Source organism: Streptomyces sp., assembly GCF_031181555.1.
GTDB classification, from domain to species: Bacteria; Actinomycetota; Actinomycetes; order Streptomycetales; family Streptomycetaceae; genus Streptomyces; species Streptomyces fimbriatus.
This window is the reverse complement of record NZ_JAPSKQ010000016.1, coordinates 25,186-38,714: the sequence shown is the minus strand read 5'-3', so window position 1 is coordinate 38,714 and position 13,529 is coordinate 25,186. Positions and strand designations below refer to the sequence as shown.

The 13,529-nt window shown below is 74.4% G+C and carries 17 protein-coding genes; 8 read left to right on the top strand and 9 right to left on the bottom strand.

The annotated features are described in order from the left end of the window. Positions 1-43 precede the first annotated feature (43 nt). Both RIM90_RS05965 and fabG read right to left on the bottom strand, forming a co-directional pair. Positions 44-802 (bottom strand): SDR family oxidoreductase, encoded by a 759-nt coding sequence (locus RIM90_RS05965; protein ID WP_309059500.1) that lies wholly within the window; start codon positions 800-802, stop codon positions 44-46. A gap of 12 nt (positions 803-814) precedes the next feature. Further along, positions 815-1,576 carry a 3-oxoacyl-ACP reductase FabG gene (fabG, locus tag RIM90_RS05960; RefSeq protein ID WP_309059499.1) on the bottom strand — a complete coding sequence of 254 codons (762 nt, stop codon included), beginning with the start codon at positions 1,574-1,576 and terminating at the stop codon, positions 815-817. Positions 1,577-1,876: 300 nt separating this feature from the next. Here fabG and RIM90_RS05955 point away from each other — a divergent pair, with 300 nt between their 5' ends. Continuing rightward, complete coding sequence (locus RIM90_RS05955; protein ID WP_309059498.1) at positions 1,877-2,389, top strand: excalibur calcium-binding protein; 513 nt, start codon at positions 1,877-1,879, stop codon at positions 2,387-2,389. 36 nt (positions 2,390-2,425) lie between these two features. On the opposite strand, the gene RIM90_RS05950 is transcribed toward RIM90_RS05955, so the two are convergent. Both RIM90_RS05950 and RIM90_RS05945 read right to left on the bottom strand, forming a co-directional pair. After that, positions 2,426-2,809, bottom strand: a complete 384-nt coding sequence (locus RIM90_RS05950; RefSeq protein WP_309059497.1) for a DUF3037 domain-containing protein — start codon at positions 2,807-2,809, stop codon at positions 2,426-2,428. Continuing rightward, positions 2,806-3,570 carry a HipA family kinase gene (locus RIM90_RS05945; protein WP_309059496.1) on the bottom strand — a complete coding sequence of 255 codons (765 nt, stop codon included), beginning with the start codon at positions 3,568-3,570 and terminating at the stop codon, positions 2,806-2,808. The genes RIM90_RS05950 and RIM90_RS05945 overlap by 4 nt, the downstream gene beginning before the upstream one ends. Positions 3,571-3,591: 21 nt before the next feature. Between RIM90_RS05945 and RIM90_RS05940 the strand changes: the two genes are divergently transcribed. The 4 genes from RIM90_RS05940 to RIM90_RS05925 all read left to right on the top strand — a co-directional run bounded on the left by RIM90_RS05940 (position 3,592) and on the right by RIM90_RS05925 (position 5,821). Beyond that, positions 3,592-3,825, top strand: coding sequence for a hypothetical protein (locus RIM90_RS05940; protein WP_309059495.1), 234 nt, complete (start codon positions 3,592-3,594; stop codon positions 3,823-3,825). 181 nt (positions 3,826-4,006) lie between these two features. Then, a complete protein-coding gene (locus tag RIM90_RS05935; protein WP_309059494.1) occupies positions 4,007-4,441 on the top strand; it encodes a PaaI family thioesterase in 435 nt (144 codons plus the stop codon). 238 nt (positions 4,442-4,679) lie between these two features. Beyond that, a complete protein-coding gene (locus RIM90_RS05930; RefSeq protein WP_309059493.1) occupies positions 4,680-5,216 on the top strand; it encodes a Rieske (2Fe-2S) protein in 537 nt (178 codons plus the stop codon). Between the two features lie 134 nt (positions 5,217-5,350). Continuing rightward, positions 5,351-5,821, top strand: coding sequence for a pyridoxamine 5'-phosphate oxidase family protein (locus RIM90_RS05925; RefSeq protein ID WP_309059492.1), 471 nt, complete (start codon positions 5,351-5,353; stop codon positions 5,819-5,821). On the opposite strand, the gene RIM90_RS05920 is transcribed toward RIM90_RS05925, so the two are convergent. Next, on the bottom strand, positions 5,796-6,794 hold the full coding sequence (locus RIM90_RS05920) for a LysR family transcriptional regulator (RefSeq protein ID WP_309059491.1): 999 nt from the start codon (positions 6,792-6,794) through the stop codon (positions 5,796-5,798). The genes RIM90_RS05925 and RIM90_RS05920 overlap by 26 nt on opposite strands. 74 nt (positions 6,795-6,868) lie before the next feature. On the opposite strand from RIM90_RS05920, the gene RIM90_RS05915 reads away from it, so the two are divergent. Further along, positions 6,869-7,831, top strand: coding sequence for a DMT family transporter (locus RIM90_RS05915; protein ID WP_309059490.1), 963 nt, complete (start codon positions 6,869-6,871; stop codon positions 7,829-7,831). 63 nt (positions 7,832-7,894) lie between these two features. Here RIM90_RS05915 and RIM90_RS05910 read toward each other — a convergent pair whose 3' ends face one another. Then, complete coding sequence (locus RIM90_RS05910; RefSeq protein ID WP_309059489.1) at positions 7,895-9,232, bottom strand: aminotransferase class I/II-fold pyridoxal phosphate-dependent enzyme; 1,338 nt, start codon at positions 9,230-9,232, stop codon at positions 7,895-7,897. A gap of 35 nt (positions 9,233-9,267) precedes the next feature. Between RIM90_RS05910 and RIM90_RS05905 the strand changes: the two genes are divergently transcribed. After that, positions 9,268-9,951 (top strand): pyridoxamine 5'-phosphate oxidase family protein, encoded by a 684-nt coding sequence (locus RIM90_RS05905; protein WP_309059488.1) that lies wholly within the window; start codon positions 9,268-9,270, stop codon positions 9,949-9,951. A gap of 141 nt (positions 9,952-10,092) precedes the next feature. Then, positions 10,093-10,389: a hypothetical protein gene (locus RIM90_RS05900; protein ID WP_309059487.1), complete on the top strand. Its 297-nt coding sequence runs from the start codon at positions 10,093-10,095 to the stop codon at positions 10,387-10,389. 35 nt (positions 10,390-10,424) lie between these two features. Here the strand turns inward: RIM90_RS05900 and RIM90_RS05895 are convergent, their stop codons facing one another. From RIM90_RS05895 to RIM90_RS05885, 3 genes are all read right to left on the bottom strand, one after another. Further along, positions 10,425-11,381: an EamA family transporter gene (locus RIM90_RS05895; RefSeq protein WP_309059486.1), complete on the bottom strand. Its 957-nt coding sequence runs from the start codon at positions 11,379-11,381 to the stop codon at positions 10,425-10,427. A gap of 219 nt (positions 11,382-11,600) precedes the next feature. Continuing rightward, on the bottom strand, positions 11,601-12,605 hold the full coding sequence (locus tag RIM90_RS05890; protein WP_309059485.1) for an EamA family transporter: 1,005 nt from the start codon (positions 12,603-12,605) through the stop codon (positions 11,601-11,603). Positions 12,606-12,703: 98 nt separating this feature from the next. Beyond that, the gene (locus tag RIM90_RS05885; protein ID WP_309059484.1) at positions 12,704-13,291 is read right to left on the bottom strand and encodes a Clp protease N-terminal domain-containing protein; all 588 of its coding nucleotides are present in this window, start codon (positions 13,289-13,291) and stop codon (positions 12,704-12,706) included. Positions 13,292-13,529 lie beyond the last annotated feature (238 nt).

Here is a 13,529-nt window from a genome sequence, read left to right as displayed (position 1 = left end):
CCGCCGCACGTCGGGCCGCGCGGGTGTGCGAGGGGCGAGGAGGTCAGGCCACGCCGGCGTTCAGGAAGATGCCGCCGTCGACGACCAGGGTCTGACCGGTGACCCAGTCCGACTGCTCCGAGGTGAGGAACGCGGCCGCGCCGCCGATGTCGGACGGCACGCCGAGCCGGCCCAGCGGGTAGGCCGCGGCGGCCTCCGCCTCCCGGCCCTCGTACAGTGCCTGGGCGAACTTGGTCTTCACCACGGCCGGGGCGATGGCGTTGACCCGCACCTTGGGCGCGAACTCGTGCGCGAGCTGCACGGTCAGGTTGATCAGCGCGGCCTTGCTGACGCCGTAGGCGCCGATGAAGGGCGAGGGCGCGAGGCCCGCGACGGAGGCGATGTTGACGATCGCGCCGCCGTTGTCCTTCTGCCAGGCGTGCCAGGTGCGCTGGGCGAAGCCGAGCGCCGAGACCACGTTGGTCTCGAACACCTTGCGCGCGACATTCAGGTCGAGGTCGGCGATCGGCCCGAACACCGGGTTGGTTCCGGCGTTGTTGACCAGATGGTCGACGCGGCCGAAGGCCTCCATCGCGCGCTCCACGGCGGCGGCCTGGTGGGCCTCGTCGTGCGCCTTGCCGACGGCGTACACGGCACGGTCGGCGCCGAGCTTCTCGACGGCCTCCTTGAGGGCGTCCTCGTTGCGGCCGGTGATGCAGACGCGGTCGCCGCGCGCGACCAGCGCCTCGGCGACGCCGTAGCCGATGCCGCGGCTGGCACCGGTGATCAGGGCGACCTTGCCCGAAAGCTCCACTGAAGTCATGTTCCGTATTCCTTAGTCGAGCGGTCCGCCGGCCACGTACAGGACCTGGCCGGAGACGAAGCCGGCCGCCTCGCCGGTGAAGAAGGCGATGGCGTTGGCGATGTCCTCGGGCTCGCCGACGCGGTTCACCGGGATCTGGGTGGCGGCGGCGGCCTTGAAGTCCTCGAAGCCCATGCCGACGCGGTCGGCGGTTGCCTTGGTCATCTCGGTGGCGATGAAGCCGGGGGCGACGGCGTTGGCGGTGACGCCGAACTTGCCGAGTTCCTTGGCGAGGGTCTTGGTGAAGCCCTGCAGACCCGCCTTGGCGGCGGAGTAGTTGACCTGGCCGCGGTTGCCGAGCGCGGAGGAGGAGGACAGGTTGACGATCCGGCCGAAGCCCGCGTCCACCATGTGCTTCTGACAGGCCCGGGACATCAGGAAGGCGCCGCGCAGGTGCACGTTCATGACGGTGTCCCAGTCGGAGACGCTCATCTTGAACAGCAGGTTGTCGCGCAGCACGCCCGCGTTGTTGACCAGGATCGTCGGCGCGCCGAGTTCGTCCGCGATCCGCGCGACGGCGGCCTCGACCTGCGCCTCGTCGGAGACGTCGCAGCCGACCGCGACGGCCTTGCCGCCGGCGGCGGTGATCTTCTCGACGGTGTCCTTGCAGGCGGCCTCGTCGAGGTCGAGCACGGCGACCGCGCGGCCCTCGGCGGCCAGTCGTACGGCGGTGGCGGCGCCGATGCCGCGCGCGGCGCCGGTGACGACCGCGACCCGCTGCTCAGTGGTGGACATTGCTGCTTCTCCTCGCCCTTGGGATGCGGCTCCTGCGGCCGGGCTCCATGGATGAGCGACCGCTTAGTACCTTCAGCAGACGTGACGCTAGAAGCCCTGGCACCCGGTGTCAACGGCACGCCGCGCGGGTGTGATCCATTCCCCGTACGGCCGGCTCCGCTGCGGACCGTGCCCCGCCCGTCGCCGTCCCGTGCCGGCCCTCGCGCGCAGCACCCGATCGGCCCAGCGCTGCGCGCCCCCGCACCGGGCGGCCCCTAGCGTCGAAGCGTGAGCCACCCGTGGCCGGAAAGGAGGCGCTCCATGCGCCGTCGCACCGGTGCCCTGGGCACGCTGATCGCGCTCGCCGCGCTCGTGCCGTTGGCCGACACCGCTCACGCCCGGGACCTGGACTGCCGCGACTTCGCCTTCCAGGAGGACGCGCAGAACCTGCTCAGCACGGACCCGAGCGACCCCCACCGGCTCGACGGGGACCAGGGGCCGGACGACGGAGTGGCCTGCGAGGAACTTCCCCGGCGCGGCCTCACCTCGTCCACCGCCCGGCCCCGGACACCCACCCCCGCCGGCCCGACGGCGCCCACGACCCTTCCGGCCAGGCTCACGAGCCCCGCCCCTGCGCCCGGAACGGCGACCCCCACTCCTCCCCCCACCGCGCCGGCGACTCCCGCCACCGCCGCGCCGACGCGCGGCGTGCAGGGCGGCACGGGCGGCTCGTCGGACACCGGACCGAGCGGCTGGGACGTGGGAATCGGCGCGACGTTCGTGACGGGCGCCCTCCTCGCGACCGCGTACCTGGTGAAGCGCCGCCGGCCGTGACGGCCGGGCAGCGTCCCCGCCGCGGGGCCGGCCGGGTCAGCGCACGAGCAGGTCGAGCAGCCGTTCCACCTCCGCCGCCGGATCGGCGGTGAGCCCGGTGTGCACGGGCCCCGGCTGGACGATGGTGGAGCGGGGCGCGATCAGCCAGCGGAAGCGGCGCCCGGCATCGTCGTGCGCGGCCTGTCCCGCCGCGTCACCGCCCGCGCAGACGCCCTCGACGGCGCGCAGCGCGGCCCGGACGCCGGGCAGGTCGATCTCCGGGTCGAGGGCCAGCAGCCGTGACTCGTCGAGGTGGGTGCGGGCCGCGACGAACGACTTGGGGCGGCAGTACACGAGCACCCCCGCGTTGACGCACTCACCGCGTTCGACGCGCGGTACCACCCGCAGCAGCGCGTACTCGAAGACGTGCCGGTCGCTCACTGGTCCCCCTCGAGGCCGTGGATGCGCTGGTGGACGGTGGCCGCGCGGGCGAGCAGCGGCCGCGCGTAGGCCCGCCGGAGTTCGTCCGGCGTGTCGAAGCCGGGCTCGTCGGTCAGCCACACGTCGGGGATCTCCGCGGTGACCTCGGCGAGCAGGTCCTCGGTGACCCGCGGCGCCAGTTCCGCGGCGGCGGCGGCCACGTCCGGCGCGAAGGACCTCAGGGCGTGGTCGGAGGCGTCGTAGGGGCGCGCGGCGGAGCTCGGGGCGCCGGGCCAGTTGTGGTGCCAGATCATGGTCGCCCCGTGGTCGACGAGCCAGAGCTCACCACGCAGGCGGAGCAGGTTGGGGTTGCGCCAGGAGCGGTCGACGTTGTTCACCAGCGCGTCGAACCAGACGATCCGCCCGGCCTCCTCGGGGCTCACCTCGAAGGCGAGCGGGTCGAAGCCGAGGGCGCCGGAGAGGAAGTCCATGCCGAGGTTGGTGCCGCCGCTGGACTTCAGCAGCTCCTGCACCTCCTGGTCGGGCTCGCCGAGCCCCAGCACGGGGTCGAGTTCGACGGTGACCAGGCGCGGCACCCTCAGCCCCAGCCGGCGGGCGAGCTCCCCGCAGACCACTTCGGCGACCAGCGTCTTGCGGCCCTGTCCCGCGCCGGTGAACTTCAGGACGTAGGTCCCGAGGTCGTCGGCCTCGATCAGCCCCGGCAGCGAACCGCCCTCGCGCAGGGGGGTGATGTAGCGGGTGGCGGTGACCTCGGTCAGCATTTCCCCAGGTTACGTGATCTCTTGACCTTGCAATCCACGACCTCCCCGGACCCCGCGTTCCGGGGAGTCGGCCACGGTCAGCCCTGGGGCGTCGTCGGCGGCCGCTCCTTCCCGGCGGGCGTCTTCGTCGGCACCGGCCTCAGGCGCTCCCTGGAACGCGCCCCGGATTCCGATGCCGCGCACCATCCGTACGGCGTGGGCCGCTGCGCCGTCGCCGGAGACGCCCGGATCGATCCGGCCACCACCCGACCGTGAGCGGATGGGGCGACACCGCGGCCGTACGCGACGGGCGCGGCACCCGCGACGCGGCCGTGGCGCATTCCCACCCGCTTGATTCAACCCCCTCGACGGGGACTGGAACACTGGCGGCCGGCACGCCGTGTGATCGCCGCCACGTGCCCGAGAACGCGTACCCGTACCCGAAAGGCAGCACGCCATGTCCCCTTCCGAGACGGCAGCCCCCAGCCCCGCCGGCCTTCTGGCGGCGATGCCCTTCGCGACGCGACTGGGCATCGAACTCCACGAGGCCGCCCCCGACCGGACCGTGGGCAGTCTGTCCTGGTCCCCGGATGCCTGCACCGCGGGTGGTGTCCTGCACGGCGGGGCCCTGATGGCGCTGGCCGACTCCGTCGGCGCCGTCTGCGCCTACCTCAACCTCCCGCCGGGCGCCGGGACGTCCACGGTGGAGTCCAAGACCAACTTCCTGCGGGGAGTGGCCTCCGGGCGAGTCCGCGCCACGGCCCGGCCCCTGCACGTCGGCGGCACCCTCGTCGTCGTACAGACCGACCTGCGGGACGACGAGGACCGGCTCGTGGGACAGACCACCCAAACCCAGATCGTGCTCGCCGCGAAGGACGGCGCCACGAGCTGACCCCGTCCGCGGGGGCGGCACCGGGCACCCGCGCGGTCCCCTCCGGCTGGGCGGCACCGAGATCCTCGGACCCGCCTGTCAGTCCCTCCGTGGCCACCAGTCCCGGCGGTGAGACGGCAGCCGTGGTGTACGCCGGCCCGGTCTCGGGCAGGACAAGCTCTCGGCAGCGCCTGAACGGCGTGGGCCCGCCGACCGTACCCCTCCACAGATCACGCGTCCTCCCGGAAGGGACACCGGCATGAACAACGCATCGTTTCAGCCCTCCCCCAGGCTCCCGGCTTCGCTCGAGCGGGGCGGTGCCCCCACGGGACCGGCCCGTCGGACCGTCGTGGCGGCGGCCGGAGCGGCGGGCCTCGCCGTCGCGCTGACCGCGTGCGGGGGTTCCGACGACGGCGCGTCGTCCTCCGTGGACTCCGGCTCCGCCGGCGGTTCGCAGGGCGACGGCGGCACGAGCAGCGGCGGCCCGGACGGCGACAACGCCGCCGCCGGTGCCGCGCTCGCCGCGACCGCCGACATCCCCGAGGGCGGCGGGAAGGTCTTCGCCGACCGCAAGGTGGTGGTCACGCAACCGACGGCGGGCGAGTTCAAGGCGTTCTCGGCGACCTGCACCCATCAGGGGTGCGCGGTGAAGAGCGTCGCCGACGGGGTCATCAACTGCCCCTGCCACAACAGCAATTTCTCCATCGCCGACGGCAGCGTGCAGAGCGGTCCGGCGACCGAGCCGCTGCCCTCCGTGCAGATCACCGTCAGCGGTGACTCGATCACCCTCGCCTGAGCGGGCGCTGCGACAGGCGCCCCGCCATTGCGCGGGGAGGGAGGACGACTCATCCTTTCCTGACGTGACATGACGCCACGTGACGTGGCGTCAGAGGATCTCCCTCCGGCACGACGCGAGAGAAGAGGGACCGCATGACCGCCACGCAGCGCCGGGGCCGGAGGATCATGATGACGCCGGGTGAGCTGGACGATTTCCTCACCGGCCAGCGCACCTGCCGGGTCGCCACGGTGTCCGCCGACGGCGCACCGCACGTCAGCACGCTCTGGTTCGCCTGGGACGGCACCTCGCTGTGGCTGTACTCGGTCGTCCGCAGCAAACGCTGGGCGGACCTGCGCCGGGACCCCCGGGTGGCGATCGTGGTGGACACGGGCGAGGAGTACGACGAACTGCGCGGCGCGGAGCTGTCCGGGCGGGTGGAGTTCGTGGGCGAGATCCCGCGCACCGGCGAGCTGTGTGCGGAACTCGACGTCCCCGAGACCCTGTTCGCCCGCAAGAACTTCGGCCTGGACGAGCTGCCCCACGACGGCCGGCACGCCTGGATGCGGCTGACGCCGGAGAAGATCGTGTCCTGGGACTTCAGGAAGCTGCGGACGCTCCGGTAGCGGGCGGCTCGGCGGTGGGCGGGGCGCCGGCCACCCCGCCGCTCACCGCGCGTCCTGTGTTCTCCCCGGCCGCGCCCACGCTCTCCCCGGCCTCCCGCAACGCCTGCACCGCCGCGCGAACCGAGGGGCGGCGGTCGGCGTCCGCGCGCCAGACGACGAACACGTGCCGCCGCATGCGCTGCCTGAGCGGCAGGGTCACCACCCCGTCGGGCAGCGGATCGCGGCCGAGCAGCGGGGCGATGCAGACGCCGAGTCCCGCGGCGACCAGGGCGAGCTGGGTGTGGCTCTCGGCGGCGCGGTGGCCGACGATCGGCTCGATGCCCTTCGAACGCAGCGTGAACATCAGCCATTCGTGGCAGAACTCGCCCTCGCCCCAGGTGATCCACTCGTCATCGGCGAACTCGGCGAGGTCCACCTCGTCGCGGTCCGCGAGCCGGTGGCCGACCGGGAGCGCCACATCGGCCGGGTCGTCCAGGACGAGCGCCTTGACCAGGCCGTCGGGCAGCGGCATCGGTTTGTTGTACCAGTCGAGCACCACCGCGAGGTCGAGGTCCCCGCGCACCACACCCGCGATGCCCCGCTCCGGTTCCAGCTCGCGGGAGCGCACGCGCAGCGCGGGATGCCGCCGGCGCAGGTCCGCGAGCGCCACGGGGAACAGCCCCCGTGCGGCGGTCGGGAACGCCGCGACGCGCAACTCGCCGGCGACCTGACCGCGTTGCGCCTCCAGATCGGACTGGGCGAGTTCCACCTGGGACAGGATGCGCGCGGCGTGCTCGGCGAGCAGCCGGCCCGCGTCCGTGAGCCGGACGCCTCGCCCGTTCTTGGCGAGCAGCCGCTGGCCGACCTCGCGCTCCAGCTTGGACATCTGCTGCGAGACGGCCGAGGTCGTGATGTGCAGACCCTCGGCCGCACCGCTGACCGAGCCGTGCCGGGCGAGGGCGTCGAGGGTGCGCAGGCGCTCCAGGTTCAACATGTAAGCGATGCTACGAGATACCGGGTGCGAAATCTCGATTGTGCTACGAGATCCTATCCAGCATCGTTGCGTGCATGAGCAGCGTCACCGCGACCACCACCACGCCGAGCCCCACCGCGCCGGGCCGGGCCGGCCCCGCCCCGGACGGCGCCCGCCCCCGCCTGGACTGGCGGCTCCGCTTCGGCGCGCTGTCCCTGATCTGGGGCTTCAGCTTCCTCCTCATCAAGGTCGGCACCCAGGGCTACGCCCCCTTCCAGGTCACGCTCGGCCGACTGGCCTTCGGGACCGCCGTGCTCGCGGTCGCGATGGCGGTGCGGAGGGAACGGCTGCCGCGCGGTGCGCGCACCTGGGGTCATCTCGCGGTCGCCGGATTCCTGCTGAACGCGCTGCCCTTCTCGCTGTTCGCGTTCGCGGAGCTCACCATCCCGTCGACGCTGGCGGGCATCTGCAACGCGACCTCGCCGCTGTGGGGCATGGCCCTGTCCCTGGTCGCCCTCTCCGAGGACCGTCCCACCCGGGTGCGGGTGGCGGGGCTGGGCCTGGGCTTCCTCGGGGTGCTGACCGTGCTGGGCGCCTGGCAGGGCTTCGAGGGCCTGGACGCCCGCGGCACGGCGCTGGCCCTGCTGGCCTCGCTGAGCTACCCCGTCGGCTGGATATACGTCCGCCGCACCCTGGCGGGCAGCAGCCACTCGAACCTGTCCCTGACCAGTGGTCAGCTGCTGCTCGCCACGCTCCAACTGGCCGTGGTGACACCGCTGTTCACCACTCTGCCGACCGAATTCGCCGTCGGGCCGCTGCTGGCGGTCGCGGCACTGGGGACGCTGGGCACGGGGCTGGCGGTGCTCATCCAGTACGGCCTGGTCGCCGAGGTCGGCCCGACGACCGGCCAGATGGTCACGTACTTCGTCCCGGTGATCGCCGCCGCGGCGGGCGTCGTGATCCTCGGCGAGACGCTGACCTGGTCGACCCCCATAGGCGCGGTGATCGTGCTGGCGGGCGCGGCGCTCACCCAGGTCAGGCCGAGGAGGACGGCGTAACCACACCCCGCTCCGGCCGCCGGCCCGGATCCCCGGCGCCCCGCTCCGGCCGTCGGCCCGTCCCTAGACGTACGTCCTCGACGGCTCCCCCGCCGGCCCGAGCGCCGTGGCGATCGCCTCGCCCAGGAGCTCGGTCTCGTCCTCCGTGAGCGTCGAGACGGTGACGCGGACGCCCGGCGGTGCGCTCGTCCGGAAGCGGGCTCCGGGGGCCACCGCCCAGCCGGCGTGCAGCAGCCGGGCGACGACGCCGGTCTCGTCCGGGACGGGCACCCACACGTTCATGCCGCTGCGCCCGTGCGCCGTGACCCCGCGCCGGGCGAGCGCCCCGATCAGCGCGTCCCGGCGCCGCCCGTAGGCCGCCGCCACGGCCGCCGGGTCCACCGCGCCGTCGGTCCACAGCCGCACCACCGCGCGCTGGACGACCCTGCTGACCCAGCCGGGCCCGAGGCGCTGCCGTCCGCGCACCCGGTCGAGCGTGACGGCGTCCCCGGTGAGCACCGCGAGCCGCAGGTCGGGGCCGTAGGCCTTGGCCGCCGAGCGTACGAAGGCCCAGTTGCGGGTGGTGCCGGCGAGGGGGTGCAGGGGGAGGTCGACGATGTGATGGCCGTGGTCGTCCTCGACCAGCAGCGTCTCCGGGTGGTCGGCCAGCACCGACCGCAGGGCACGCGCGCGTGCGGCGCTCAGCGCGGCGCCGGTCGGGTTCTGCGCGCGGTCCGTGACGATCAGCGCCCGGGCCCCGCCCGCCAGGGCGTGCCGTACGTCGTCGGGGAGCGGTCCGTCGTCGTCGACGCCGACGGGGACGGTGCGCAGCCCGAGCGCCGGGACCAGGTCCAGCACGCTCCCCCACCCGGGGTCCTCCACCGCGACGGCGTCCCCGGGCCTGAGGTGCGCCGCGAGCACCCGCTCCAGGGCGTCCAGCGCGCCGGAGGTGACGGCGACGGGCCCGTCCGGCACCCCGTCGGCGTCCAGCCCGGCCCGTGCGAGGCGCGCGAGTCCGGGCTCCACCGGGGAGTGCCCGTAGAGCACCGGCTCCCGGTCGCCGAGCCCGGCCGCCGCGGCGAACGCCTCGGCCAGCGGGGGCAGCAGCGCGGGGTCCGGATTGCCGTCGGACACGTCCCGCACACCCTCCGGCACCTCCACCCGGACGGCATCGCGCGCCGTGGTGGCCGGCTTGGGCCGCACCCTGCTCCCCCGCCGGCCCGCGGTCTCGATGACCCCGCGCTCCCGCAGGGTCCGGTACGCGGCCGCGACGGTGTTCGGGTTCACCCCCAGCCGCGCCGCCAGCTCCCGCAGGGGAGGCAGCGGTTCACCGGGAGGCAGCGCGCCCTCCCCGACCGCGCGCTCGATGCTCGCGGAAATCTCCGCTGCGCGCCGCCCACTGATCCGATACTCTCCTAGCACAAAATCAATTATGCACTAGTGCAATGGAGAGCGTCATGCAGGGGACCCAGCCGCCGCAGCAGCCCGCCGCCACCTACCCGCCCACCGAGCGCACCGTCCCCACCCGCTCGCCCGAGCGGGCCGCGTACGACAAGGAACTGGTGCACGCGATACTCGACGAGGGCTACGTCTGCCACCTCGGCTTCGTCCGCGACGGCGCCCCGGTGGTGCTGCCCACGCTGTACGGCCGGGTCGGTGAGCGGCTCTACGTGCACGGTTCGACCGGCTCGCGCCCCCTGCGCGCGGCGGGCCGGGCCGACGCCGGCCTCCCGGTCTGCCTGACCGTCACCCACGTCGACGGGCTGGTGCTGGCCCGTTCGGCCTTCCACCACTCGATCAACTACCGCTCCGTGGTGGTGCACGGCCTCGCGCACGACGTGACCGACCCCGAGGAGAAGCGCCAGGCCCTCGACGCCCTGGTCGACCACGTCGTACCGGGTCGCGCCGCCGACTCCCGCCCGGCCAACAAGAAGGAGCTGGCCGCCACCGCGGTGATCCGCCTCGACCTCGACGAGGTCTCCGCCAAGCTCCGCACCGGCGGCGTCAACGACGAGCCCGAGGACCTCGCCCTGCCCCACTGGGCCGGCGTCGTCCCGCTGCGCAAGGGCTACGACGCCCCGCTCGCCGACCCCGGCCTGGCCCCCGGCACCGCGCTGCCCGCCTACCTGGCGGCCCTGTGATGCCGGTCCGCCCTTGAGACGCGCCCCGCGACGGCGCCGGACGGCAGGAGTGGCCGGCCGTGCGCGGCCCCCGGGCAGCCGTCGGCCGACGGGCCGCCGGGCGAACCGCCTTCCGTCCGGCTGCGGTGCCGTGCCCGTGCCGTGGACGACCCGGTCCGGAAGGCCGCGCACCCCGAGCGCCGGGTCGGCCGCTTCCGGCCGGAGGACGGCTTCGCGCGGGCGGCGGTGGGTGAGGCCCCGTACGGGAGGCCGCTGTCCGGCATTCGCGGGCCACGACTCGACGCGGCGGACGTACGGGCGGAGTCCGAGCAGGCGGACGAGTGGTCGGCGGCGGTGAGGGGCCGGACCGCGGCCCGGCCGGCGGTGAGGGGCGGCGCGCGTGACGCGGCGCGGGACACGGTGGCCCGCGGGTACCTCCCGCGTCGGCAGCAGGAGTGACCAGGGGGCCCTCCCGGCGGAAGGGCCCCTCGCCGTCACGCCGGCACCGCCTTCCTCTCCGCACCGCGGGTCCGCGCGTCGCGCGCCTCGCCCACCGCGAGCCCGGCGACCGAGCCGAGCATCAGCAGGGTGCCGACCAGGGTGGCCGCCGTGAGCCGCTCACCGAGCAGGACGACCGCGAGCGCCGCCGCGCTCACCGGCTCCAGCAGCATGATCACGGATACGGTGGCCGACCGCACGACGGCCGCGCCCGCGAAGTAGAGGCCGTAGGCGAGCGCCGTGGGAACGGTGACGACGTACGCCAGCAGGAGGAGGAGCCGGCCGGGCGCGTCGGTGGCCGGCACCAGGCCCTCCACGGCGGCGAACGGCAGCAGCAGCACGCTCGTGACGGCGAACGCCCCGACGGTCGTGCCGGAGGCGCCCGTCCCGCCGTCGCGCCCCCACCAGCGGGTGAGCAGCGTCATCGCCGAGTATCCGGCCGCGGACAGCAGCGCGAGCAGGACACCCCACGGGTCCACGGTCGTCTCACCGCCGCCCAGGACGAGCACGAGGAGTCCGGTGAGCGCGCCCACGACGGCGACCAGGCCGCCGCCGCCCAGCCGCTCCCCCAGGGCCGCTCGCGCGCCGAGCGCGATGAGCACGGGCCCGGCGCCGAGGGTGACGACGGTGGCCACGGCGAGTCCCGTGGCGGAGACGGCCGCGAAGTAGGCCGTCTGGAAGACGGCGAGCCCCACCCCGGTGGCCACCGCCCGCAGGACCCGGCGGCCGAGCGGCACGGGCAGGGCGGTCCGGTCGCGCGGGAGCACGAGCCGGGCGGCGAACAGCAGCAGGAGTCCGCCCGCACAGCGCCAGAAGGACAGGGCGACGGGCCCCATGTCGCTGATCCGGTAGACCAGCGACGCGGCCGCGCCCGCGGTGCCCCAGGCGGCACCGGCGACGATCAGATAGAGCAGGCCTCGCCCGACGGGCAGGCCGGAGACGGCGTTCGACACGTGTTCTCTCCGCAGATGCGCGCCACGGACAGCACCGTGGCGCGGAAGGAAGGGACCCCGGGGTCCAGGCCCTCGCGGGGCCGGGGCGGCGGGGTCCGCGGACTCCGTCTGCGGGCAGCACCGTCACGCCCGGCGACACGCCGGGCGGATGTACCGGAGGGCCCGCCTCAGGCGGCCGGGGGCGGAAGAACGAGTGCGTGCGCGTGCATGATCAGCACCTTATGCGGCCGTTCCCGGCGTGGACAACTCCCTTTCGGGCCCACCGCTCGCCACCGGCCGGTCGGAGGTCTTCGCCGGTGCCGAGGACTGGGCGATGAAGGCGCCCGTCAGGACCACCGCACCGCCCACGATCTGCGGCGCCGACAGATGCTCACCGAGCAGGACCCAGGCCAGAACGGTGGCGATGACCGCCTCGAGACAGGCCACGACACCCGCGACCTGCGGCGAGAGCCGGCGCACCGAGAGCACGCCGGTGACGTACGCGACGACCGTGGCGACCAGGACGATCCACGCCAGCAGCACGAGCGCGGCGACCGGAGTGCCGTTCATCTCGGCGCTGCCCGTGAGCACGGACCAGTCCATGGACCAGGGACGGGCGACGACGGTCAGGACGGCGGCGCCGACGAGCAGGCCGTAGGCGATCACGCCGAGCGGGTCGGGGGCCTCGTCGCCGGCGTCGCTGCCCTGGTCGGACAGGACGAAGTAGCCGACCTGGCAGCAGGCGGCGCCGAGCGCGAGCAGCAGTCCGAGGGCGTCGAAGCCGAGGCCCGACCACACCTCCACGACACAGGCGAGCCCGCCCACGGCCAGGACCACGCCGACCGCGGCGGCCCGGGTCACCGGCCGCCGCTGCACGAACCGTACCCAGCCGAGCACGAGCGCGGGTGCCAGGTACTCGACCAGCAGCGCGACCCCCACGGGGATGCGGGACAGGGCGGCGAAGTAGCAGGCCTGGACACCGGCCACGGCGAGCAGGCCGAACCCGGCGAGCAGCCCCGGACGGCGGCGCAGCAGTCCCCGGTGGCGCACCGCCAGCGGCAGCATGACGAGGGCCGCGCCCGCCACCCGCAGCCACACGACGTGGAGCGGGTCCAGACCCGCCTCGATCAGCGGCTTGGCCGCGACACCGGATCCCCCGAAGGCCACCGCGGACAGCAGCGCGAGGCCGAGCCCGACGCCTTTGCCACGAGTGCTCCGAGTGCTGACAGAGGTATGCACCGGCACATGATGACAGGCACCGACAGGAGCGTCACCCCCCATGGCACCTGTCTCACCGGGCGGACGGCGCGACAGTCCCCTCCGGCTGCTCAGTGAGCCGTCGCTCAGTGAGCCGTGTCGCCGCCCTCGACGGCGTACCGCTCGGGCCGCGCGCCGCACTGTCCGCCGGTCCGCGCCTGGATCCGGTCGAACAGCCGCGGGGGATCGACACCGGCACGCTCGAGCACCTCCACGGCCCGCGCCTGCGGGTCCGCGACGATCGCCGCGAGCAGGTCCACCCCGCCCGCCGGGCCGCCGCCGCGGCGGGCGGCGCGCTCACGGGCGCGCTCCATGCAGGCCGCGGCCAGCGGCGAGAAGCCCGCTGCCTCCGCGACCACGGGGACGCCGCCGGAGTCCTCGACGCCGCTCTGCCAGCGCAGGCCGTAGCCGATGCTGCGCTGGACCAGGTAGCCGAGCAGCCGGGCGATGTGCGGGCCCTCGCCGAAGACGGCTCTCACCTCGGCGTCGGACTCCAGGAGCGAGTGCAGCAGATGGGCGGTGTCGATCTGGCGGTCCCCGTCCCGGACCGCCCTGCGGCGGGCACCGGCGACCACCGCTGCCAGCTCGGCGCTGAGCCTGGCATCGTTGTCCGCGTGGTGGATTCCCCGTTCTCGGGGCTCATGGGCCGACTGCCGGGGGATACGGGGTTGCACATCCCCACCCCATCAGCCCCGCGGGGCCGGGGCATCCCCGGCGGGAAGCATTTCCGCGTCCCACGGGAAGTGGACTTCAAGGACCGCGATCTCCTCCTTGCGGAGGAGATCAGGGCGTTTCGCACCGAGGGGCGCGCGCCGCCTTGCCACACGCCCCACCTGACATCCGGCCCCGTCCCGCCTCCTCGGCCGCTCGGGCGTCCTCAGGCCCGCGGCGGTGCCGGACAGCGGAGCCCGG

Coding starts and splice junctions, on each gene's coding strand:
- RIM90_RS05920 (WP_309059491.1), bottom strand. CDS start 6,794: ATGTTGAACCTGGAGCGCCTGCGCACCCTCGACGCCCTCGCCCGGCAC.
- fabG (WP_309059499.1), bottom strand. CDS start 1,576: ATGTCCACCACTGAGCAGCGGGTCGCGGTCGTCACCGGCGCCGCGCGC.
- RIM90_RS05915 (WP_309059490.1), top strand. CDS start 6,869: ATGAGCAGCGTCACCGCGACCACCACCACGCCGAGCCCCACCGCGCCG.
- RIM90_RS05905 (WP_309059488.1), top strand. CDS start 9,268: ATGCAGGGGACCCAGCCGCCGCAGCAGCCCGCCGCCACCTACCCGCCC.
- RIM90_RS05935 (WP_309059494.1), top strand. CDS start 4,007: ATGTCCCCTTCCGAGACGGCAGCCCCCAGCCCCGCCGGCCTTCTGGCG.
- RIM90_RS05930 (WP_309059493.1), top strand. CDS start 4,680: ATGAACAACGCATCGTTTCAGCCCTCCCCCAGGCTCCCGGCTTCGCTC.
- RIM90_RS05925 (WP_309059492.1), top strand. CDS start 5,351: ATGACCGCCACGCAGCGCCGGGGCCGGAGGATCATGATGACGCCGGGT.
- RIM90_RS05955 (WP_309059498.1), top strand. CDS start 1,877: ATGCGCCGTCGCACCGGTGCCCTGGGCACGCTGATCGCGCTCGCCGCG.
- RIM90_RS05965 (WP_309059500.1), bottom strand. CDS start 802: ATGACTTCAGTGGAGCTTTCGGGCAAGGTCGCCCTGATCACCGGTGCC.
- RIM90_RS05945 (WP_309059496.1), bottom strand. CDS start 3,570: ATGCTGACCGAGGTCACCGCCACCCGCTACATCACCCCCCTGCGCGAG.